The sequence below is a fragment of the uncultured Arcobacter sp. genome (assembly GCF_937982575.1).
Lineage (GTDB): Bacteria > Campylobacterota > Campylobacteria > Campylobacterales > Arcobacteraceae > Arcobacter.
On sequence record NZ_CALJLR010000028.1, the window covers coordinates 148595 to 168927 of the forward strand.

A 20333-nucleotide genomic window follows, 5' to 3' on the forward strand; every position below is an offset into this window, starting at 1 on the left:
TAATAAAATAAAAAGGAGTTAAGATGAAATATGAATTTTTTAATGATTTTGATTTTATACCATATGATTTAGTATTAAAATTTGAGTATAGATTAGAAAATGTAATTTACAAATTAGAAAATTTTTTCAAAAATGTAAAAATTGACTCCTTTGAAGATGAATATGTTGAGTTTTATTTGGCTGGTTCTTGTATAAAAGCGGATAGTTTTAGAGATATTGATATTTTCTTAACTACAAAAGAGAAGTTAAAAAGAGTATGCTCAAACTTAGATAGAAAATATTTTTTGTATGAAAATAACTCAAATACCTATTTTTATGATACAGATTTGATTCAACTAGTTTACAGAGAAAGATTTTTAGAAAAAGATTTAAAGTTTATAGTTGATATTTTTGATTTTTATTCGACAAAGATAGGTTTTAAGTGTGTTTTAAATACAAAAAACTTTACTATAGAAATTGTAGAAGCAGATATAAGAAAAGAGTTTGTTGACTATGTTTTAACAAAGAAAAATGGCTTATCAAGGGTTAATACAAATCCTTTTGTGTCACTACAGCGTGCAATTCACTTCTTAAGCAGAGGGGATGATGTTCCTTTTTATGTATTTTTAGAGATTTTTTCAAAAATATCACAAATTGATAAATCTGAGCCAATAGAAAAATATTTTGATAGATTACAAGGTGATGAAAATAGAGTAAAAGAAGTAAAAGAAGCAATTAATAAATTTTTATCTTTTAGTAATTAAAAAGTAATTTAAAAATTTCATGATATAATCTTTTTTATTATTAAAAAGGTTTAACATGGCATATAAAAAAGCTTTTTCACTTTTAGAGTTGATTTTTGCAATAGTTATTATTGGAATTATATCTACTGTTGCTGTTCCAAAATTGATGGATACTAAAGCAAATGCTGAAGTTGCAATAATAAAAAAAGATATTGCTACTATTGTTTCTTCTGTTAGATCTTATTATCTTGTAAATGATAGTTTAGATGACTTTACGAGTGCTTTAACTTTAAATCAAAATATATGGGAAGTAGATGGAATAACAGCTACATTTAATGATAACGAAACTCCTTGTATAACTATTTCAATAGAAGATAAAAAATTAAATGTTATAGTAGCCAATGACAATAGCGGGAAAATTTGCGAAAAAATAAAAGATTCTGGTATTGCCTCAACAATTTATGAATTATAATGGACAAATAATGCAAAAAGCAATTTTTTTAGATAGAGATGGTGTTATAAATATAGAAAAAAACTATGTTTCAAAAATAGAAGATTTCCAGTTTATTGATGGTGTTTTTGATACATTAAAACATTTACAAAATAGTGGTTACAAACTCTTTATCATCACAAATCAGTCAGGTATAGGTAGAGGCTATTATACTAAAGATGATTTTGATAAATTAACATCATGGATGTTAAGTGAATTTGAAAAAAAACAAATCTCTATTTCTCAAGTAGAACATTGCCCTCACAATCCAGATGAGATGTGCCTTTGTAGAAAACCAAAAAGTGGTATGATAGATAATATTTTAAAAAACCATAATATTGACTTGGAAAAATCTTGGCTAATAGGAGATAAGAAATCAGATATCCTATGTGCAAAAAATGCTGGTATAAAAAGTACAATTCAAGTAAAAACAGGACATGCTTTTGATGAAAAAGATTGCCCTGCGGATTTTGTATGTGACTCTATAAAAGAAGCAAAAAATATAATTACTCCTTCTCTCTAACTCTTAAAAATGAAGCAAATTTTGGTTTGCCATTTTTAGTTAAATCATAATATTTAAATGTTATTTGCTCTCCTATCTTTGGCGGGTTTAACCTTTGTTTATCTGTAAATCCATTGCCAAGGTTAAAGGAAATTCCATTTTTTAATTTGATACTTAAACTTTTCATTTTATGATCGACATAATTAATTTTTTGAATAATTCCTTCATCATCATAATGCCTCTTCACCTTCAGAGAGTTTTTACTTCTTTTATTTATGTATTCAAGAGTTGGATTTTTTATTATTACTCCTTCCCCTTTTAATAATACAATTTTTTCAAGGAAGGTATTTAGTTCTTTTTTATTTTTACATTGTATTTGTTTGATTATATGTACATTTATATTTGGATTTTGATTAAACCAATTTTTAATTTTTTCTAACCGTACATAAAAGTTGCCCTTAGTATTTGGAGTTTCAAAAATGTTGTATGTTATTTCACTCCATTTTGAACTTGGAGTTTTATCTAAAACTATACTTTGAATATTCTCAAAGTCATCTCTTTTACTCCAAAGTTCACCATCAAGTTCAAAGGGTGGAAAATTATCTGTAAATCCATTTGGTGTAAATATTTTATTTCCGTTTTTGGTATATAGAGTTTTTCCATTCCAATAGGCTCTAATACCATCTAACTTTTCACTCATAAGCCAATTATTTATATTATGTTCTTTGTATATTTTGGGTTTTTCTAAATCAAGACTAAAGATATTTGAGATAATAAAAATAAAGATAATTAATATTTTCATATGAACTCCATAAATAATATAAAAAATTATATTTTAAATTGTCTGATTTTATTATAAAACCGTAACTTATTTTTCGCTAGAATAAAGCCCATTTATGTAAAGTAGGTAAATATGAAATATACAGAATACGATTTTAATGAAAAAACTATATTAATTACAGGGGCTGCTGGATTTATTGGCTCAAACTTATGCTTTTATTTTCAAAACAACTATCCCTTGGCAAATATTATTGCTTTAGATTCATTTAGAAGTGGTGAAACACTAAGCAATGGAAACCTAAAGTCTTTTGGACACTATAAAAACTTATTAGGCTTTAAGGGTACAGTTATTAGTGGTGATATAAATGATAAAGAGTTATTAAAACAAATCGATGAAGATTATAATTTTGATTTTATTTTTCATGAAGCTGCTATCTCTGATACAACTGCCAGTGAACAAGACTTGATGATAAAAACAAATGTTAATGCCTATGAAGATTTATTAAAAATGGCAATTAGACATAATGCAAATATGATTTATGCAAGTAGTGCCGCAACATATGGGGATGCTGCATCTCCTCAAACTGTGGGAAATGAAAACCCAGGTAATGTTTATGGTTTTTCAAAACTTATGATGGATAACATTACTTATGATTATTTAAAAGATGATTTAGATATTTCTATTGTAGGACTAAGATATTTTAATGTATATGGTCCAAGGGAGTTTTATAAAAATAAAACAGCCTCTACAGTGATACAGTTTGGACATCAAATAATAGCAGGTAATACACCAAAGCTTTTTGAAGGAAGTGATAAAATACTTAGAGATTTTATCTATATAGAAGATGTAATTCAAGCAAATATAAAAGCAGCAACTCCTAAAAAAAGCGGAGTTTATAATGTAGGAACTGGAAAAGCTAGATCTTTTCAAGATATTGCAGATATTTTACAAAAAGAGTTAGGAACTAATTTAGGAACAAACTATATTCCAAATCCATATGTTGGACAATACCAATTTCACACAGAAGCAAATATAGAAGAGACAAGATTAAATCTAGATTATGAGCCAAGATATGAGATGGAAGATGGAATAAAAGATTATATAAGCGAAATAAAAAGAATATATGAAGTGGAGGTTAAATAATGGAAAGAATTTTACAAAATGATAAAAAACCAAATATTTTAGTTATTGGTGATTTGATGGTCGACCACTACTTATGGGGAACTTGTGATCGAATTTCACCAGAAGCTCCTGTTCAAATAATTGATGTACAAAAAGAGACAAAAGTTTTAGGTGGAGCTGGTAATGTTATAAATAACCTTTTAAGCCTTGGTGCTGATGTTGGTGTTTTATCAGTTGTGGGAGATGATGAGGTTGCAGAAGAGGTGAAATATCTAATTGATGCAACTGATGCTAAAAGTTTTTTAATACTTCAAAAGGGAAGAAAAACTTCTAAAAAATCAAGAATCATGGCATCAAAATCTCAAGTTGTAAGATATGACCATGAGAGTAAGAATAATATCTCTTTTGATTCTACTGATAAAATGTATGCTAAATTACAACAGATAATCAATGGATATGATTTAATCTTATTATCTGATTATGGAAAAGGTGTTTTAACAAATGATTTAACACAAAGAATTATTAAAATAGCAAATTCTCATAATAAAAAAGTAATAGTTGACCCAAAAGGTACAAATTATGCTAAGTATTCAGGAGCATACTTTTTAACACCAAATAAAAAAGAAGCAGAAGTAGCAACTGGTATAAAAATAAATTCAGATGATAGTTTAAGAGATGCCTTAAAAGAGCTTCAAAAAATAGCAAATCTTCAAATGTCAGTAATAACTCTAAGTGAAGAGGGAATTGCAGTACTTAAAGATAAAGAAGTAACAGTTAAACCAACTGTTGCAAGGGAAGTTTATGATGTAACAGGGGCTGGAGATACAGTTTTAGCATCACTTGGTTACTCTTTAGCATTGGTTGATGATATCTATTCTGCAATTGAGTTTGCAAACTTAGCAGCTGGTGTTGTTGTAGGAAAACTTGGAAGTGCAACAGTTACCCTTGATGAGATAGAAGATTATAAAGCAACTTTACATAAAAGTTCTATTGAACTACATATAAAAACAGTAAAAGAGATAAAAAAAGTAGCAAAAAGATTAAGAAAACAAAATAAAAAAATCATCTTTACAAATGGTTGTTTTGATATCTTGCATAAAGGACATGTAACTTATTTAAATAGTGCAAAAGCCTTAGGTGATATATTAATAGTTGGTTTAAATTCTGATGATAGTGTTAGAAGATTAAAGGGTGAAAATAGACCTATAAATGACCATGACGATAGAGCATATATTTTATCTGCTTTAGAGTGTGTTGATTATGTGGTTATATTTGATGAAGATACACCTTATGAGTTAATAGAGAGAGTTAAACCAGATGTTTTAGTAAAGGGTGCTGACTATGAAGGTAAAGAGGTAGTTGGTTCTGATATTGCTAAAGAGACAGTTTTAATTGATTTTGTTGAGGGTAAAAGTACAACTTCAACAATTGAGAGAATATTAGGTAGATAATATGAAGAAAACAATAGAAAATGAATTTCAATCACATTTAGAGACTATTCAAAAAGTGATTGAAACTATGACAGAGCCATTGAAAAAAGCTTCAAAGTTAGCAGTTGAGACACTAAAAGCTGGAAATAAAATCTTGATTTTTGGAAATGGTGGAAGTGCTGCAGATGCTCAACATATAGCAGCAGAACTTACTGGAAGATACAAAACTGAAAGAAGAGGCTTACCAGGAATTGCCCTTACAACAGATACAAGTGCCCTTACTGCTATTGGAAATGACTATGGATATGATAGAGTTTTTGATAGACAAGTTGAAAGTTTAGCAAATGAAGGTGACCTTTTAATTGGAATTTCAACATCAGGAAATTCAAAAAATGTAATCAATGCTTTTGAAGTAGGAAAAGACTTAGGTTGTAAGATTATAGGTTTTACAGGACGAGATGGTGGAGAGATGGACTCTTATTGTGATGTTAACTTAATAGTTCCTTCAAATAATACTCCAAGAATACAAGAGATGCATATACTTTTTGGACATACTATATGCCAACTAATTGATGATGCTTACGAAGGATAATAATGAGTTTAACACAAGAAAATAGAGATTTAATTTTTAATTCAATAAGAGATATAAAAGATTTTCCTAAAGAGGGAATAGTATTTAAAGATATTACAACACTGTTAAATAATAAAGAGGCATATCAAGCACTAATGAATCATCTTGAGGAAAGATACAAATCTTATGATTTGGATTATGTTGCAGGTATTGATTCAAGAGGATTTATTTTTGGTGCTGCTTTAGCTGATAGACTTAATATTGGTTTTGTTCCAGTTAGAAAAAAAGGAAAACTACCTGGTACTACAGTTTGTGAAAAATATGAGTTAGAGTATGGCTTTGATGAGGTTGAAATTCACTTAGATGCTTTCCCTAAGAAAAATGCAAGAGTTTTAATGATTGATGATTTAATTGCAACAGGTGGAACTGCAAATGCTGCTGCAAAACTTATCAAACATGTTGATGCTAATTTAGTAGAAGTGTGTTTTTTACTTAATCTTAAATTCCTAAAAGGGGATAAAAAAGTTTCTGAACATGCCCCAGTATATTCTGTATTGGATATCTAATGAGAGAAGTTTATATTCCAAAAAGAAGTAAATTTGATCCAGATGAAAATGGTCATTTTGGAGAGTTTGGGGGAAGGTATGTTCCAGAAACTTTGATGCCTATTCTACTTGACCTTGAAAAACAGTATGAAAAATATAGATTTGATAAAGAGTTTTGGGAAGAGGTAAATGAACTTCTAAAAGAGTATGTTGGAAGAGATACACCTTTATATCATGCTAAAAATATCTCTGATGAGATAGGGGCAAAAGTATATTTAAAAAGAGAAGATTTAAACCATACGGGTGCACATAAAGTAAATAATGTAATTGCTCAAGGACTTTTTGCTAAAAAACTTGGTAAAACAAAAGTTATAGCTGAAACTGGTGCTGGTCAACATGGGGTTGCAACTGCAACTATTGCTGCACTTATGGGTTTAGAGTGTACAGTATTTATGGGTGCAAAAGATGTTGAAAGACAAGAACTAAATGTATTTAGAATGAAACTTTTAGGTGCAAAAGTTGTCTCTGTTGAATCAGGAAGTAAAACATTAAAAGATGCTATGAATGATGCAATTAGATACTGGGTTACAAACGCTAGAGATACTTTTTATATAATAGGAACAGTTGCAGGTCCTCACCCATACCCAATGATGGTTAGAGATTTCCAAGCAGTTATTGGTTGGGAAGCAAGACGTCAAATTTTACAAAAAGATGGAAGATTACCTGATTATGTATTGGCTTGTATTGGCGGTGGGTCTAATGCTATTGGTATTTTTTCACACTTCTTAGAAGATGAAGAGGTAACTTGTATAGGTATTGAAGCAGGTGGACTAGGAATTGATACCAATAAGCATGGTTGTTCTTTAGAGAAAGGAACTCCTGGTATTTTACATGGACAATGCTCATATTTACTTCAAGATGAAGATGGACAAGTAACAGAAGCTCACTCTTTTAGTGCTGGATTAGATTACCCAGGAATTGGTCCTGAACACTCTTTTCATATGGTAAATAAGAGTGTAGACTATGATTCAGTAACAGATAAAGAGGCCTTAGATGCTTTTGTATGGTTAAGTAGAAAAGAGGGAATTATTCCAGCTTTTGAAAGTTCACATGCCATAGCATATTTGAAAAAAGCAAAAGAGAAATTTAAAGGTAAAACAGTAATTGTAAACTTATCAGGACGTGGGGATAAGGATATGGTTCAAGCAAAAGATTTATTAAATTTTGAATAGGATAATTTTTGACTAAACGATTAAAAAATAACTCAGGTAAGATACTTTTTGTTGTAGTAGCGACATTTTTTTCATTTATTGCATATAGTTTGTATCAAGCACCAGTTAGTGGATTGGAAAATAAATTTTTATATTTATTAAAAGAGTATGGATATATTATTCTTTTTGCCTGGTCTATTTTAGAAGGAGAGTTAGGTTTAATCATGGCAGGTCTTATGTCTCATGATGGCTCTATGAACTTGTATATGGCTATTTTTGTAGCTGGTATTGGTGGCTTTGTTGGTGATCAAATCTATTTTTATATAGGAAGATTTAATAAAGCTTATGTGCATAAAAAATTTGCAGGGCAGAGACGAAAGTTTGCTTTGGCACACTTATTGCTACAAAAATATGGTTGGCCAATAATCTTTGTTCAAAGATATATGTATGGAATGAGAACAATAATCCCAATTTCAATTGGACTTACAAGATATAGTGCAAAGATGTTTGCCTTTATCAACCTTATAAGTGCTTGGTGTTGGGCAGCGCTTACTATTGTTCCTGTTTGGTATTTTGGAGAAGAGATTTTAAAAGTGATTCATTGGGTAAAAGAACACTGGTATTTTGCAGCTCCATTTGCAATCATTATTGGTGGAAGTATGATTTATTATTTTAGTAAAGCATCAAAAAAGAAGGAAAAGAACTATGAAAATAACGTTAAGTAGTGAAAATATAAAAAAAGTTGATACAGCAGTTGAGATTAAAGTTGTTTTAGATTTAGAAAATATATGTAAATATGATAAAGAGATTTTAGATGATTTAAACTTTAAAGCAAAAGATGAAGAAGTAGTATTTTTAGTTGAGTCAAAAAAGATTTATGTAGGTTGTGAAGAAGAGTCTTATGATGCAATAGCAATTGCAATATCAGCAGCTATCAAAAAGTTTAACTCTACAAAATACAAAGATGCCAAAATAGAGATTTTTGGTGAAGAAAAATCAACACTAAAAGCTCTAGTTGAAGGTGCTATTTTAGGTTCATATATTTTTGATAAATATAAAAGTGAAAAAGAAAAAGAGATTAAAAAAGAGCTAATTATTATTTGCCAAGCCTCTAAAGAGCTAGAAAAGATAGTTGAAGAATCAACTTATATTGCAGACTCTGTAAATAAAGTTAGAAATTATGTAAATACTACACCTCAAGACTTTTATCCAGAAGTGATGGCTAAAGAGGCTAGAAAAGTTGCAAAAGATAATAATATAACTTGTAAAATCCATGGTGAAGAGTATTTAGAAAAAAATCATATGAATGCCATGTTAAGTGTTGCAAGAGCAAGTGTTCATGAACCAAAACTAATTCACATGACATACAAACCTAAAAATGCAACAAGAAAAATCATACTTGTAGGAAAAGGTTTAACTTATGATTCTGGTGGATTGTCTTTAAAACCTGCTGATTTTATGGTTACAATGAAATCAGATAAAAGTGGAGGTTGTGCAGTTATTGGTATTTTAAATGCTGTTGCAAAACTAAACTTACCAATTGAAGTTCATGGAGTAATTGGGGCTGTTGAAAATATGATAGGTGGAGATGCTTATAAACCTGATGATGTACTTGTGGCTAAAAATGGTAAAACTATTGAAGTGCGAAATACAGATGCAGAAGGAAGACTTGTACTTGCTGATTGTTTATGTTATGCCCAAGATAAGATAAAAGATTTTGATTATATTTTTGATTATGCTACTTTAACAGGTGCTTGTGTTGTTGGTGTTGGAGAATACACAACAGGAATTATGGGAAATAATACAGTATTAAAAAGAGATGCAGTATGTTCTGCTTTAAACTCTGGAGAGTATGCTACAACTTTACCATTTAATAGATTTTTAAGAAAAACTATCAAATCAGAGATTGCAGATATTTGTAATATCGCTAACACAAGATATGGTGGAGCTATTACAGCAGGTCTATTTTTAGATAACTTTATCTATGATGAAAATAAAGAAAAATGGCTTCACTTTGACATTGCAGGTCCTGCATTTGTTGAAAAATCTTGGGGTTATAATCCTCATGGTGGAAGTGGTGCAGGGGTGAGAATGACAGTTGAGTTTCTTAAAAACTTGGCTTAATTTTTCATTAAAGAGGATTTTGAATACCTTTTGGGTATTATTTCGCAAGTAAAAATGTAAGGGAAAGATATAAACAATGATTGAAAAAAAAGGTTCAATACTATCAGTTAGAGAAGACATCAAAGTTTTTGATTGTACTATTAGAGATGGTGGATTAGTAAATAACTACCACTTTACAGATGAGTTTATAAAAGCACACTACGAAACCTGTGTTGCTGCTGGTGTTGATTATATGGAAATAGGGAAAAACAACTCTCCAACTATCATGAGTGAAGATGAGTTTGGAGCATGGAATTTCTGTAAAGAAGAAGATATTAGAAAAATCGTTGGTGAAAATAACACAGATATGAAAATAGCAGTAATGTCTGATATTGGTAGAACAGTTCCATCTGAGCTATTACCTAAAAGTGAAAGTGTTGTTGATATGATTAGAATAGCAACATATATTCACCAACTTCCTGCTGCAATTGAGTTAATTGAAGAGGCTCATGCAAAAGGTTATGAAACAACTGTAAATATCATGGCTATATCAAAATCTTTTGATGATGAGTTAAATGAAGTACTAGAACAACTAGCTAAAACAAATGTTGATATTATTTATATTGCTGATAGTTTTGGATCATTTTACCCTGAACAAATCAATAAACTTACAGAAAAATATTTAAGTTATGCAGAAAAAACTGGTAAAAAAATAGGTATTCACGCTCACAACAACTTACAACTTGCATACGCAAATACAATTGAAGCTATGATGTATGGAGCAAGTTTTCTAGATGTTACTATTTCAGGTCTTGGACGAGGGGCAGGAAACTGTCCACTTGAGCTTTTAATTGGATTTTTGAAAAACCCAAAATATAAACTTATGCCAGTACTTAAGTTCATAGAAGAGTATATCGTACCTTTAGAAAAAGAGCTTGATTGGGGTTACTCAATTCCATACATGCTAACTGGTCAGTTAAACGAACACCCAAGAGCTGCTATGAAAGCAAGAGATGAGGGTGATACTAAGTATAGAGAGTTTTATAGAAACTTACTAGCTGAGTAAAATAATGAAGAGTTAAAACTCTTCATTAGTAATAAGGCTTTTTATTTTGTCACTGATTTCATTATCCTTTGGAAATCTTCTTTTCTCTTTTGGTAAAGCTAGTTTACTAAAAATCTCTTTTTTATCAACTTCTACTATGAACGTGCCGCCGCTACCTTTTATAAGATTTATTTTTGCATCTGGAAAATCATCCTTTAATTCCTCTTCTAACCTAGAAGCTTGTGGTAGATAATTTCACATACCGCAGTAATATATTTCTATATTCATTGTATATCCTTGAAATTTTTTATATTAATAAATTTATCAAAATATAAGAAGAAAAAGCTTAAAGTCTACATCTAATTATAAAAGGAAATTTATGGCAAATATTACAGATAAACTTAGCAAAATAGATATAGAATTTATAGAAAATCAAAAGATGTTTTTTATTTCAACTGCTCCAAAAGATGGAAAAATAAACCTTTCACCAAAGGGTTTAGATGATACTTTTAAAATAATAGATGAAAACAAAATCCTATGGCTAAACTACTTTGGTAGTGGAAATGAAACAGCAGCTCACTTACTAGAAGATAACAGAATGACAATCATGTTCTGTGCTTTTGAAGGTGATGCAAATATTTTAAGACTATATTGTAAAGCAAAAGCCATACAAGAAAGAGATGATGAGTGGGAAGAGTATATCTCTAACTTCTCTACCAAAAGAGCAGCAAGACAAGTTTTTGAAGTAACTATTGAAAATGTAAACAACTCATGTGGTATGGGTGTTCCTTTATATGACTTCTTAGGTCAAAGAGATGAGTTAACAAATCTTTATAATAAGATGACTAAAGAAGAACACATATCTTACATGAAGAAGAAAAATCAAGTAAGCTTTGATGGAAAAGATACAAAGCTTTTCGAAGATTAAAAGAGAGAAAACTCTCTTTTAAATCAAGGCCTCTTTTGGTGCTTTTTTTGTATTTTGATAGATAAGTACACCTGCTAAAATAAATATAATATTTTTTACAATATATTGTCCCACAAGTGTAAAGGCATAAGGAGCTTGTGTAAATGAAAGCTCAGGCAATAAAAATAGTGGGGTAAATGTAAACAGCATATGCGTTAAAAATATAGCTACGATAAATCTAGTATAAACTCCAAATATAAATCCAAGTCCAATACAAACTTCCCATATAGCCAATAACTTTATAGATAGTGTTTCAGGTATTAGTCCAAAGAAGAGTATATCTATAGTTTTAGTGGCTAGTACTTCTGCGGGGCTTAGGTTAGGGAAGAATTTTAGGATTCCATACCATAAAAAGATTATCCCTAAAGAGATTCTAATTAATTCAATTGTTTTTGTCATATTATTCCTTTTTTTGAAATTATACTTTTCTATACCTTTAATATATATTAATATTCATTATCATTATTGTATAGTTTTTCTTTTTTATGTTGGGTTAAGAAAATAGGGTGGGTGTTTTGTTTGATAAATATAAGTCAAAACATATATTAAAAATTTAAATAATAGTCTATATAAAGTTGTTAATATATCACAATAAAGCAACAAATAATGTCATTACATTAAGGTTATTTTATATAAAATAAATCATTAATCAATAGTTACATACATTAGAGATAAGGGAATTAAATGAAACTAGATGCTGTAAAAATAAAAAATTTTAGAGGGTATAGAAATGAAATAACAATTCCTATATCTAATTTAACTGCTTTAATAGGTAAAAATGATGCCGGTAAAACTACAGTACTAGAAGCTTTAGAAATTTTTTTTAATAACAAACAAGTAACTTGTGAAAAAGATGACCTCAATATAAATGCTACTTCTAATCAAATTGAAATCACATGTATATTTTCTGATTTACCTGCACAAATAATAATTGATGCTACACAGCCAACAACACTATTAGATGAACACTTATTAAATATAAATGGTAAACTAGAAATTAAAAAAGTATTTGTTGCTACTATTGCAAAACCAAAAGAAAATATATATATTGTATGTAATCATCCAACTGTAGAAAATGCAGATGATTTACTTACCTTAAAAAGAAACGAATTAAGAGCGAGAGCAATATCTCTAAATATTGATGAAACATTATATAATGCTTCAATTAACACTTCAATTAGACAAGCAATATTAGCAAACTTTCCAAATCTTGGATTAAGTCATACTGAACTCTTAGTTGACAAGGAAGACTCTAAAAAAGTATATGAATCTATTAAAAACTATTTACCACTTTTTGCATTGTTTCAATCAGATAGACAAAGTACGGATGATGACAAAGAAGTTGTTGACCCCATGAAAATAGCTGTTCAACAAGCATTATCTGAATTAGCAACTGAACTTGAACATATAAGAACACAAGTAAAAAATAAAGCAATTGAAACCGCGAATAGAACTCTTGCTAAATTGCAAGAAATGTCTCCTGAACTTGCAAGCCAGTTAGTGCCAGAGTTTAAAGCTGAACCAAAATTTGATTCACAATTTAAATTATCCATTAAATCAGATGATAATATTTCAATTAATAAAAGAGGGAGTGGTGTTCGAAGATTAATATTATTAAACTTCTTTAGAGCGGAAGCAGAACGAAGAAGAAATGCTAATAATACAAATGAGGTGATATTTGCATTTGAAGAGCCTGAAACATCTCAACACCCCGACCATCAAGAAATGCTTATCAATGCTTTTTTAGAGTTATCCAATACATCAAATAGTCAAATTATTCTAACAACACACACTCCAGCTTTAGCTGGATTATTACCATTAGAAAGTTTACGTTTTATTGAAAATAATAATATTGAATATGGAACAGATGAGATATTTGAAAAAATTGCTGATACATTAGGAATCCTTGCTGACCCAATTTCTAAAAGTGCTAAAGCATTACTCTTAGTTGAAGGGAAAGGTGATGTGACATTTATTAATCATACAGCCGAACAATTGAAAAATGCAGGTTATATAGCACATACTTTTATTGAAAAAAGGATAGCTATTGTACCAATTGGGGGATGTGGAAATATTAAGCATTGGCGAACCATGCAATTGGCTAATCAATTTGATATTCCATATTGTGTTTTATTAGATTCTGATAAAGGAACAGCAGAAGAAGCACAGAACATAGCAAAACAATGTGAACTTCATAATGATGGTGTAAAAGCTTATTTAACTCGTAAGCGAGAGCCTGAAAATTATGTACATTTAGATTGTTTAGACTTAGAAGCAGGAAGTACATTTAGTTTCACTGATTTAGATGATGCAAAGATATTGATTAGTCAAGAAAAAGGTACTAGAAGAACCAATGTATTAGAAGATTACTGGGTTAGAATGAATGTAGAACAAATTAGAGAAGTAGAAAAATATAATATTGATGGTATTGATAAATATGAATTTACAGAAATGTTCAATGACTTTTTAGAGCTTGCTGATTAAAGTTTCGAGTATAGGACAATTATTTGACTATTTAATTAAAAATATTTATCATAAACACCTAAAGGTATTCCCTTTCTCTTACTTTGTGTGGACAAAGTAAGCAAAACCACCAACAGAGTTTCAAAGCCCTTTGGGTACCCTCACTTATTATTTTTATCTTTTCTGCTTGGCAAAACTCGCTTATTAAAACTTCCATTTAGGAACTTTTAAACACTCAAACAGTTGCCAACCTTGTTTAGAAAAGAAAAAAATAAACGTTCGGCTTTTGCAAATGTTGGAGATAAAAGGTGGGATAAGGACATTGTATTTTTGATTTGTTTAGACTTGTAACTTATATATGCTAAATTTATAAATGATAGTTTGAACTTTCTTTCTTCCCAGACTTTGATGAAGCCGAGTAGTTTTAAATTTTTTTCGGAAAAAGTCGAGGACATGTTTGAAATAAAAAAGAGTGATAAACTCACTCTTTTTTATGAGTCTCGCAGACTAGAAAATAAATTTAGAACTGGGAGGGAATCTTTGACTTCATCAACTCGTCTGGTGGCTTTCTTGTTTCTTCTTTGCCATCAAAGAAGAAAAGAGCGGAGAGGTTTACCTCTTCAAGAGAGAAATTTTAAAAGTTCAGTAACTAGTTATATTATTAAGCTATAATCAAAAGAAAAAAAGGAAACACCATGTCGGGAAAAATATCAAATCTTCTTATTTCAAAAAGTATTGAAAGTTCTATGCAAAATGTAAACCAAGTGGTTTTAGAAGTTGGTAAAGGTATATTTGGAGATAGATATTATAATCAAGAAGGGACATTTTCAAACAAAGGTACAGTTGAGCCTGATAGAGATGTTACTTTAATAGAGATTGAAAATATAAATGCATTAAATGAAGAACATAATCTTTCAATTACACCTGAAGATTTTAGACGAAATATTGTTGTTTCTAATTGTGATTTAAACTCACTAGTTGATAAAGAGTTTCAAATAGGTGAAGTTATTTTAAAAGGTATTAGACTTTGTGAGCCTTGTAAATATCTAGCTGATAAACTAGCTGAACAAAAAACATTGACTCAGATGGTACATAAAGCAGGACTTAGAGCTGAAATTATTAAGGGTGGAAGTATAGACTTAAACTGTCAGATTGAAGTATTGTAATTAAAAGGCTTCACTAAAGAAGCCATTTAATTATTATTTATAATATCCTGCACCAATCCACAAGTTATCATTGATTTTTTTAACATAAGATGTTTTATCTGCAATTTTTTTAGTTGTAGGATTAGACCATTTATAATCTACCCATCCCTCACCAGTTTTTGCAGTTTCAATTAACTCTTGAATAACCATTTTACCACCTGCACCTTTTACATTAATAAGGTTTTTACCTACCATTACTGGTTTTCCACCAAATGCTTGTACAGTACCCTTAAAATCATAAGCGAAGATATAAAGTTCACCTTGAACAAATTCACCTTCTTTAACGTTAAATGCTTTTAAACATGCATCAACACCTTTATCTGCACAAAGTTGTGCACCTTTTTCAACAAATGTCTTTGCTTCATCTGAAGTTGTAGCAAAACTTAATGTCATACAAAGCCCTAAACCTAAACCTATTTTCGCAATTTTTGAAATCATTGTCTCTATCCTTATATTTATATTCAAAAATCATTTTAGCCATAGCATGTAAGATTTTTATGATAACAGTATGAAAATGGTGTGATATTTTAAGCTAAATTTTAGTTTAATAGAAATATTATATTTTACTTACATAATTTTTACATAAAAGGGGAGAAAATGAAAAAAATTGCGCTTTTACTGGTCTTTTTGTACAGCTTAACATATGCAGCTGAATATGATCCTATTCGAGGTCAGATGTTGTCATTATCTTGTGCCTCATGTCATGGGACAGATGGTAAATCAGAAGCTATCACTCCATATATAGCTGGTATGGGCAAAGCTAGTCTTTACCAAATATTATTGGATTATAAAAATGGAAAAAGAGTTGAAACTATGATGCAAAAACATGCAAAAGGTTTTACGGATGAAGAATTAGAGCAAATTGCTTATTATTTTTCTAATGTTGAAAGATAAAAGGATATTATTATGATGAATAGAAGAAATTTTAACAAAATACTTTTAGGAACAACTGCACTCTCTTTTGCTGCATGTAATGGTATGACTTCTCTTTCTTTTCCTGCTGATAAAAAAAGAGTTGTAATAGTTGGAGGTGGTTTTGGTGGTGCAACTGCTGCTAAATATCTCAAAAAATTCTCTCCCCAAACAGAAGTTGTTTTGATAGAACAAAACAAAGAGTATTATACTTGTCCATTTAGTAATACTGTAATTGCAGGAATAAATGATATGGATTTTATAAAACATGATTATAAAACTTTAGAGAGTAAATACAAAGTTATAGTATTGCATGAAAAAGTAAAAAAAGTTGATGGTGCAACAAATAGTGTTATTTTAGAAAGTGGGAAAATCATACCTTATACTAAAGCAATAGTATCTCCAGGTATTGATTTTAAGTATGAAAAAGGTTATGAAAAAGGCTCAGAACTTCTTGCCCCTCATGCTTATAAAGCAGGTTCTCAAACTGAACTTTTAAGAAAACAACTTGAAAATATGAAAGATGGTGGGACTTTTGTAATGGTAGCTCCTGCAAATCCTTTTAGATGTCCTCCTGGTCCTTATGAAAGAGTATCTTTGGTTGCACATTATTTAAAAAATCATAAGCCTAATTCTAAGATTGTAATTTTAGACCAAAAAAACAAGTTCTCAAAACAAGGCTTATTTCAAGAGGGTTGGGAAAAACTCTATCCAGATATGATTGAGTGGAGAAGTGCTGAGTTTGGAGGAAAAGTTCTATCTGTAAATCCAAAAACAAAGGTTGTAACAACTGAAGATGAAGAAGTTAAAGCAGATGTATTAAACTATATTCCACAACAAAAAGCTGGGGAGTTGGCATTTAACTCTGGACTTACAAAAGGTGACTGGTGTCCTGTAAATACAAAAACTTTTGAATCTAAATTAGTAAAAGATGTTTATGTGATTGGTGATGCTTCAATAGCTACAAAAATGCCAAAATCAGGATTTTCTGCAAACTCACAAGGAAAAATTGCTGCATTGCAAATCTCAAGGGTTTTAGCAAATCAGCCAATAATAAATCCTCCAAAACTTGCAAATACTTGTTATAGTTTACTCTCTCCAACTTATGGAATTTCTGTTGCTGCAGTTTATGAAGCACATGAAGATAAAATTGTAACGGTAGAAGGTGCGGGGGGATTAAGTCCATCAAATGCACAAGCGAATTTTAGACTACAAGAAGCTGAGTATGCAGAAGGTTGGTATAAAAATCAAATGGCAGATATCTTTAGATAGGTTAAAGTAGAGTAAGAGATGAAAATCTCTTATTCTTTTATTTATTAAATGGTTTTATAAGTTCTTCTAACCATTTACTAGCATCTTCAATTGTTTCAAATCTTTTTGATTTTGCTACTTGGTCTTTACCTTCATAAAATCTAACTCGAATACCATCTTCCACATGGTCAATCTTTGTTCTTGTGATTCTATTTAGGTTTAAATGTACTCTTTCATTTAGTTTTATAAACATTTGTTCTCCTTAAATTTGTGACATTATATCTATTTTTAACTTTTTTATTTTAATCTTCCCGTTATAAATCTAACTATTAAAAATACAACAACAGAAAACCCAATAATAACAGCAGCAACGGGTGCAGAGAAACTTAGTCCATAGGAGTTAAATCTATCGAAAATAAGCACAGGTGTTGTCATAGGATGATATACAAGTATAACAACTGCTCCAAACTCTCCTAGACCTCTACTCCACATCATAAGTGCACCATTTATAATATCTTTTTTAGCATTTGGTATGGTGATTCTAAAAAATACTGATATGGGGTTTGCCCCTAGTGTTCTTGCTACTTTCTCTAGTTTTACATCTACTTTTCTAAATCCATCTTTTGCAGAGTTTATTAAAAAAGGAGCTGATAAAAACATCATAGCAATCATAATCCCATACTCAGTTCCTACAAACTCTATGCCAAAAAACTTAAAAAAATCTCCAAGCATGGTATCACCAAAAGTTGTAAGTAGTGCAATACCAGCAGCAGTATGAGGAATCATAATAGGTATATCTACTATTGATTCTAAAAGACTTCTTCCATAAAAGTTATATCGCGCAATTATATATGCTAAAGGAAGTCCAGTAAAAAGTACGAAAACCATGGCCCATGCCGATACTTTCATGGTAAGTAAGATTGAGTCAATAACTTCTCCATCTTGAATAGTCTCTATTAATTTTGCACTTCCAACGCCAACAAACATTTTTAAAATAGGAATAGATAGGAAAAATATAATAATAAATCCTAAAGCTACTAGGGTGATAATAAACGATTTACTTTTCATATAAAACTGATATCCTTTTTGTCAAATCCGATATTTATAATACTTCCACTGTGAGCATAACACCCTTCGTAATCTCTTTTAAGTATTTTTATAAAAAATTGATGTTCGTTTACATTTACAAAGAGTTTATAGTGGTCAACTATTCCCATACACTCTTCAAGTCTACCTTTAAAAATATAATCACAAAAAAGTTCATCTTCAACAGATACTTTTATTACATTTGGGTCAACTGAAAAAAACTCACAAGAAGAGTTGTTATCTATAAAAGAAGCTGGAAAAATATTTTTAAATCCTAAGAATTTTGCAACATCAATATTTATAGGATTGTTTAATACCTCTTCGGCATTTCCTACTTGTTGAATTTTACCTTCCATTAAAATAGCAATTTTATCGGCTAAATACGAGGCTTCCCTAAAGTTATGGGTTACATGAATAGTTGTTAAATCATATCTTTTATGAATATCTTTAAGACTTTTCATAATAGAGTTTCTAAAAGTTGGATCTATTGCACTTAAAGGTTCATCAAGAAGTAAAATCTTTGGTCTTGAAAATAAAGCTCTAGCAATAGCAACACGCTGTTTTTCTCCACCACTTAAGTTTTCTATCTCTCTTTTTAGCAATTTTTCAAGCTTTAAAAAACCTACTATATCATCAAATAACTCTTTTGATTTTTCTATTTTTTTATAACGTGCAGAAAATCGTATATTCTCTTCCACATTTAGATTAGGGAAAAGTGCAAACTCTTGATATACAAATCCAACATCTCTTTTTTCAGGAGTAAAATTTATTATATCAATGTCATGATGATATATACTTCCAGAACCCTCATTTAAGCCTGCAATTGTCTCAAGAAGTCTTGTCTTTCCACTACCACTTTGTCCAAGAAGTACAAAATACTCATTTTTGTCTATGGTTAGGTCTATATTATCAAGCAAGAAATTATCTATCTTGCTTGTTAATTTTTCTATTCTTAAATAGCTCATTATCTTCCTATAATTGATGCATCACCAGTTATAATTGGTGGGTTAATTACACCTTGACCATTTTTAGTCATAATAGCTTGTCCTTCACTTGATAATACAAAGTTTACAAACTTGATTGCTCCATCTTTGTTTTGTGGAGATTTTTTGTTTTGTGCAACTGTAATACCATAAACCATAGCTCCACCTTTTTTACTGATTAGTTCACCTGGCTTTTTTCCATCAATTTTAAATGATGCAGTTTTATAAAACTCTGCATTTTCATTATCTTTTAGAGAAACCTCTTTTGGAAGAGTAATATATTTTAAACCATGTTGTTCTGCTACTGATTTATAAATATATAGATAATCATAAGCATTTGCTTCAATAAGTCCTAGTAAATCAGTCTCTTTAGGTCTAACTATTACTTTATCTTTATTCTCTTCACCAACTTTATATGACTCTCCATATCCAAATAGTTTTTCATAAAAACCAGGCATCTTGTAGTGTGATTCTGCTAATTTTGTAACAAGGATAGATCTATATCCACAAGGGTCCATATTAGGATTTGAATGTCCAACTTTAACACCATCTCTTAGGAAGATTTCTGGCCAGTTTTGTGCATTGATTTCATCTGCATATTTTGCTTTTGGAGTGAATGCTATTGCCATCTCATTTGTTGCAAATTGAGCGTTGAATTTTGCATCTTTTGGAATCAATAAGTTATCAATAACTTTATAATCAGCACTTGCCATAACATCAGCAGCTTTACCAATCTCAGATATTTTCCTAGCAGCTGCTCTACTTCCTGATGCTTCTCTTTGTACATCATATTGTGGATACTTTGCTTCAAATGCTTTTTCAACTTGAGAAAAAGGAACCGCTAAACTTCCTGCATGAAATACTACTATTTTCTCTTTTGCCATAAGGCTACTTGCAACTACTGCACTTAATCCTAGTGTTAATAATGTTTTTTTAATCATTGT

The 20333-nt window shown here is 30.1% G+C and carries 24 protein-coding genes; 16 read left to right on the forward strand and 8 right to left on the reverse strand.

The window, feature by feature from the left end; all coding sequences use genetic code 11:
* The first annotated feature begins 23 nt into the window (after positions 1 to 23).
* Genes Q0617_RS13930 through gmhB form a run of 3 tightly spaced genes read left to right on the forward strand, consistent with a single transcriptional unit; the run spans position 24 to position 1735 of the window.
* On the forward strand, positions 24 to 743 hold the full coding sequence (locus Q0617_RS13930; protein ID WP_298754108.1) for a hypothetical protein: 720 nt from the start codon (positions 24 to 26) through the stop codon (positions 741 to 743).
* 55 nt (positions 744 to 798) lie between these two features.
* On the forward strand, positions 799 to 1194 hold the full coding sequence (locus Q0617_RS13935; protein WP_298754111.1) for a prepilin-type N-terminal cleavage/methylation domain-containing protein: 396 nt from the start codon (positions 799 to 801) through the stop codon (positions 1192 to 1194).
* A gap of 10 nt (positions 1195 to 1204) precedes the next feature.
* A complete protein-coding gene (gene gmhB / locus Q0617_RS13940; RefSeq protein ID WP_298754114.1) occupies positions 1205 to 1735 on the forward strand; it encodes a D-glycero-beta-D-manno-heptose 1,7-bisphosphate 7-phosphatase in 531 nt (176 codons plus the stop codon).
* Here gmhB and Q0617_RS13945 read toward each other — a convergent pair.
* A complete protein-coding gene (locus Q0617_RS13945; protein ID WP_298754116.1) occupies positions 1719 to 2516 on the reverse strand; it encodes a DNA ligase in 798 nt (265 codons plus the stop codon). The two genes, gmhB and Q0617_RS13945, sit on opposite strands and share 17 nt — an antisense overlap.
* 111 nt (positions 2517 to 2627) lie before the next feature.
* Here Q0617_RS13945 and rfaD point away from each other — a divergent pair, with 111 nt between their 5' ends.
* From rfaD to Q0617_RS13985, 8 genes are all read left to right on the forward strand, one after another.
* Positions 2628 to 3638 (forward strand): ADP-glyceromanno-heptose 6-epimerase, encoded by a 1011-nt coding sequence (gene rfaD / locus Q0617_RS13950; protein WP_298754117.1) that lies wholly within the window; start codon positions 2628 to 2630, stop codon positions 3636 to 3638.
* Positions 3638 to 5068, forward strand: a complete 1431-nt coding sequence (gene rfaE1, locus Q0617_RS13955; RefSeq protein ID WP_298754118.1) for a D-glycero-beta-D-manno-heptose-7-phosphate kinase — start codon at positions 3638 to 3640, stop codon at positions 5066 to 5068. The genes rfaD and rfaE1 overlap by 1 nt, the downstream gene beginning before the upstream one ends.
* A gap of 1 nt (position 5069) precedes the next feature.
* Entirely contained in the window at positions 5070 to 5639 is a 570-nt protein-coding gene (gmhA, locus tag Q0617_RS13960; RefSeq protein WP_298754121.1) for a D-sedoheptulose 7-phosphate isomerase, read from the forward strand.
* Positions 5640 to 5641: 2 nt separating this feature from the next.
* Complete coding sequence (locus Q0617_RS13965; RefSeq protein ID WP_298754122.1) at positions 5642 to 6184, forward strand: adenine phosphoribosyltransferase; 543 nt, start codon at positions 5642 to 5644, stop codon at positions 6182 to 6184.
* A complete protein-coding gene (gene trpB / locus Q0617_RS13970; protein WP_298754126.1) occupies positions 6184 to 7395 on the forward strand; it encodes a tryptophan synthase subunit beta in 1212 nt (403 codons plus the stop codon). The genes Q0617_RS13965 and trpB overlap by 1 nt, the downstream gene beginning before the upstream one ends.
* An 8-nt stretch (positions 7396 to 7403) precedes the next feature.
* Positions 7404 to 8099 (forward strand): DedA family protein, encoded by a 696-nt coding sequence (locus tag Q0617_RS13975; protein WP_298754128.1) that lies wholly within the window; start codon positions 7404 to 7406, stop codon positions 8097 to 8099.
* Entirely contained in the window at positions 8080 to 9498 is a 1419-nt protein-coding gene (locus Q0617_RS13980) for a leucyl aminopeptidase (RefSeq protein WP_298754130.1), read from the forward strand. Before Q0617_RS13975 ends, Q0617_RS13980 begins: the two co-directional genes overlap by 20 nt.
* A gap of 76 nt (positions 9499 to 9574) precedes the next feature.
* Positions 9575 to 10543 carry an aldolase catalytic domain-containing protein gene (locus Q0617_RS13985; RefSeq protein WP_298754131.1) on the forward strand — a complete coding sequence of 323 codons (969 nt, stop codon included), beginning with the start codon at positions 9575 to 9577 and terminating at the stop codon, positions 10541 to 10543.
* Between the two features lie 12 nt (positions 10544 to 10555).
* Here Q0617_RS13985 and Q0617_RS15675 read toward each other — a convergent pair whose 3' ends face one another.
* On the reverse strand, positions 10556 to 10810 hold the full coding sequence (locus Q0617_RS15675) for a SelT/SelW/SelH family (seleno)protein (RefSeq protein WP_366517909.1): 255 nt from the start codon (positions 10808 to 10810) through the stop codon (positions 10556 to 10558).
* A 91-nt stretch (positions 10811 to 10901) separates the two neighbouring features.
* On the opposite strand from Q0617_RS15675, the gene Q0617_RS13995 reads away from it, so the two are divergent.
* Positions 10902 to 11450 (forward strand): pyridoxamine 5'-phosphate oxidase family protein, encoded by a 549-nt coding sequence (locus Q0617_RS13995; protein ID WP_298754132.1) that lies wholly within the window; start codon positions 10902 to 10904, stop codon positions 11448 to 11450.
* 18 nt (positions 11451 to 11468) lie between these two features.
* On the opposite strand, the gene Q0617_RS14000 is transcribed toward Q0617_RS13995, so the two are convergent.
* The gene (locus Q0617_RS14000) at positions 11469 to 11888 is read right to left on the reverse strand and encodes a DoxX family protein (RefSeq protein WP_298754133.1); all 420 of its coding nucleotides are present in this window, start codon (positions 11886 to 11888) and stop codon (positions 11469 to 11471) included.
* Positions 11889 to 12173: 285 nt separating this feature from the next.
* Between Q0617_RS14000 and Q0617_RS14005 the strand changes: the two genes are divergently transcribed.
* Together Q0617_RS14005 and Q0617_RS14010 are read left to right on the forward strand one after the other, a co-directional pair.
* Positions 12174 to 13973, forward strand: a complete 1800-nt coding sequence (locus Q0617_RS14005) for an AAA family ATPase (protein WP_298754135.1) — start codon at positions 12174 to 12176, stop codon at positions 13971 to 13973.
* Between the two features lie 674 nt (positions 13974 to 14647).
* Complete coding sequence (locus Q0617_RS14010; RefSeq protein ID WP_298754138.1) at positions 14648 to 15118, forward strand: MOSC domain-containing protein; 471 nt, start codon at positions 14648 to 14650, stop codon at positions 15116 to 15118.
* Between the two features lie 33 nt (positions 15119 to 15151).
* On the opposite strand, the gene Q0617_RS14015 is transcribed toward Q0617_RS14010, so the two are convergent.
* Positions 15152 to 15595 (reverse strand): cache domain-containing protein, encoded by a 444-nt coding sequence (locus tag Q0617_RS14015; RefSeq protein WP_298754140.1) that lies wholly within the window; start codon positions 15593 to 15595, stop codon positions 15152 to 15154.
* A gap of 159 nt (positions 15596 to 15754) precedes the next feature.
* Between Q0617_RS14015 and Q0617_RS14020 the strand changes: the two genes are divergently transcribed.
* Positions 15755 to 16051: a c-type cytochrome gene (locus Q0617_RS14020; protein WP_298754142.1), complete on the forward strand. Its 297-nt coding sequence runs from the start codon at positions 15755 to 15757 to the stop codon at positions 16049 to 16051.
* A gap of 12 nt (positions 16052 to 16063) precedes the next feature.
* A complete protein-coding gene (locus tag Q0617_RS14025; protein WP_298754144.1) occupies positions 16064 to 17341 on the forward strand; it encodes an NAD(P)/FAD-dependent oxidoreductase in 1278 nt (425 codons plus the stop codon).
* A gap of 37 nt (positions 17342 to 17378) precedes the next feature.
* On the opposite strand, the gene Q0617_RS14030 is transcribed toward Q0617_RS14025, so the two are convergent.
* The 4 genes from Q0617_RS14030 to wtpA are packed head-to-tail and all read right to left on the reverse strand — an operon-like array spanning position 17379 to position 20330.
* Entirely contained in the window at positions 17379 to 17573 is a 195-nt protein-coding gene (locus Q0617_RS14030; protein ID WP_298754146.1) for a sodium-dependent tyrosine transporter, read from the reverse strand.
* Positions 17574 to 17617: 44 nt separating this feature from the next.
* Positions 17618 to 18388 carry an ABC transporter permease gene (locus tag Q0617_RS14035; protein WP_298754147.1) on the reverse strand — a complete coding sequence of 257 codons (771 nt, stop codon included), beginning with the start codon at positions 18386 to 18388 and terminating at the stop codon, positions 17618 to 17620.
* Complete coding sequence (locus Q0617_RS14040) at positions 18385 to 19371, reverse strand: ATP-binding cassette domain-containing protein (RefSeq protein WP_298754149.1); 987 nt, start codon at positions 19369 to 19371, stop codon at positions 18385 to 18387. The genes Q0617_RS14035 and Q0617_RS14040 overlap by 4 nt, the downstream gene beginning before the upstream one ends.
* Positions 19371 to 20330 carry a tungstate ABC transporter substrate-binding protein WtpA gene (gene wtpA / locus Q0617_RS14045; RefSeq protein ID WP_298754152.1) on the reverse strand — a complete coding sequence of 320 codons (960 nt, stop codon included), beginning with the start codon at positions 20328 to 20330 and terminating at the stop codon, positions 19371 to 19373. The genes Q0617_RS14040 and wtpA overlap by 1 nt, the downstream gene beginning before the upstream one ends.
* Positions 20331 to 20333 lie beyond the last annotated feature (3 nt).

Excerpts from the sequence above, each read along its gene's own strand:
- Q0617_RS13930 (WP_298754108.1), top strand. The coding sequence starts at position 24 with ATGAAATATGAATTTTTTAATGATTTTGATTTTATACCATATGATTTA.
- Q0617_RS13935 (WP_298754111.1), top strand. The coding sequence starts at position 799 with ATGGCATATAAAAAAGCTTTTTCACTTTTAGAGTTGATTTTTGCAATA.
- gmhB (WP_298754114.1), top strand. The coding sequence starts at position 1,205 with ATGCAAAAAGCAATTTTTTTAGATAGAGATGGTGTTATAAATATAGAA.
- Q0617_RS13945 (WP_298754116.1), bottom strand. The coding sequence starts at position 2,516 with ATGAAAATATTAATTATCTTTATTTTTATTATCTCAAATATCTTTAGT.
- rfaD (WP_298754117.1), top strand. The coding sequence starts at position 2,628 with ATGAAATATACAGAATACGATTTTAATGAAAAAACTATATTAATTACA.
- rfaE1 (WP_298754118.1), top strand. The coding sequence starts at position 3,638 with ATGGAAAGAATTTTACAAAATGATAAAAAACCAAATATTTTAGTTATT.
- gmhA (WP_298754121.1), top strand. The coding sequence starts at position 5,070 with ATGAAGAAAACAATAGAAAATGAATTTCAATCACATTTAGAGACTATT.
- Q0617_RS13965 (WP_298754122.1), top strand. The coding sequence starts at position 5,642 with ATGAGTTTAACACAAGAAAATAGAGATTTAATTTTTAATTCAATAAGA.
- trpB (WP_298754126.1), top strand. The coding sequence starts at position 6,184 with ATGAGAGAAGTTTATATTCCAAAAAGAAGTAAATTTGATCCAGATGAA.
- Q0617_RS13980 (WP_298754130.1), top strand. The coding sequence starts at position 8,080 with ATGAAAATAACGTTAAGTAGTGAAAATATAAAAAAAGTTGATACAGCA.
- Q0617_RS13985 (WP_298754131.1), top strand. The coding sequence starts at position 9,575 with ATGATTGAAAAAAAAGGTTCAATACTATCAGTTAGAGAAGACATCAAA.
- Q0617_RS13995 (WP_298754132.1), top strand. The coding sequence starts at position 10,902 with ATGGCAAATATTACAGATAAACTTAGCAAAATAGATATAGAATTTATA.
- Q0617_RS14000 (WP_298754133.1), bottom strand. The coding sequence starts at position 11,888 with ATGACAAAAACAATTGAATTAATTAGAATCTCTTTAGGGATAATCTTT.
- Q0617_RS14005 (WP_298754135.1), top strand. The coding sequence starts at position 12,174 with ATGAAACTAGATGCTGTAAAAATAAAAAATTTTAGAGGGTATAGAAAT.
- Q0617_RS14010 (WP_298754138.1), top strand. The coding sequence starts at position 14,648 with ATGTCGGGAAAAATATCAAATCTTCTTATTTCAAAAAGTATTGAAAGT.
- Q0617_RS14015 (WP_298754140.1), bottom strand. The coding sequence starts at position 15,595 with ATGATTTCAAAAATTGCGAAAATAGGTTTAGGTTTAGGGCTTTGTATG.
- Q0617_RS14020 (WP_298754142.1), top strand. The coding sequence starts at position 15,755 with ATGAAAAAAATTGCGCTTTTACTGGTCTTTTTGTACAGCTTAACATAT.
- Q0617_RS14025 (WP_298754144.1), top strand. The coding sequence starts at position 16,064 with ATGATGAATAGAAGAAATTTTAACAAAATACTTTTAGGAACAACTGCA.
- Q0617_RS14030 (WP_298754146.1), bottom strand. The coding sequence starts at position 17,573 with ATGTTTATAAAACTAAATGAAAGAGTACATTTAAACCTAAATAGAATC.
- Q0617_RS14035 (WP_298754147.1), bottom strand. The coding sequence starts at position 18,388 with ATGAAAAGTAAATCGTTTATTATCACCCTAGTAGCTTTAGGATTTATT.
- Q0617_RS14040 (WP_298754149.1), bottom strand. The coding sequence starts at position 19,371 with ATGAGCTATTTAAGAATAGAAAAATTAACAAGCAAGATAGATAATTTC.
- wtpA (WP_298754152.1), bottom strand. The coding sequence starts at position 20,330 with ATGATTAAAAAAACATTATTAACACTAGGATTAAGTGCAGTAGTTGCA.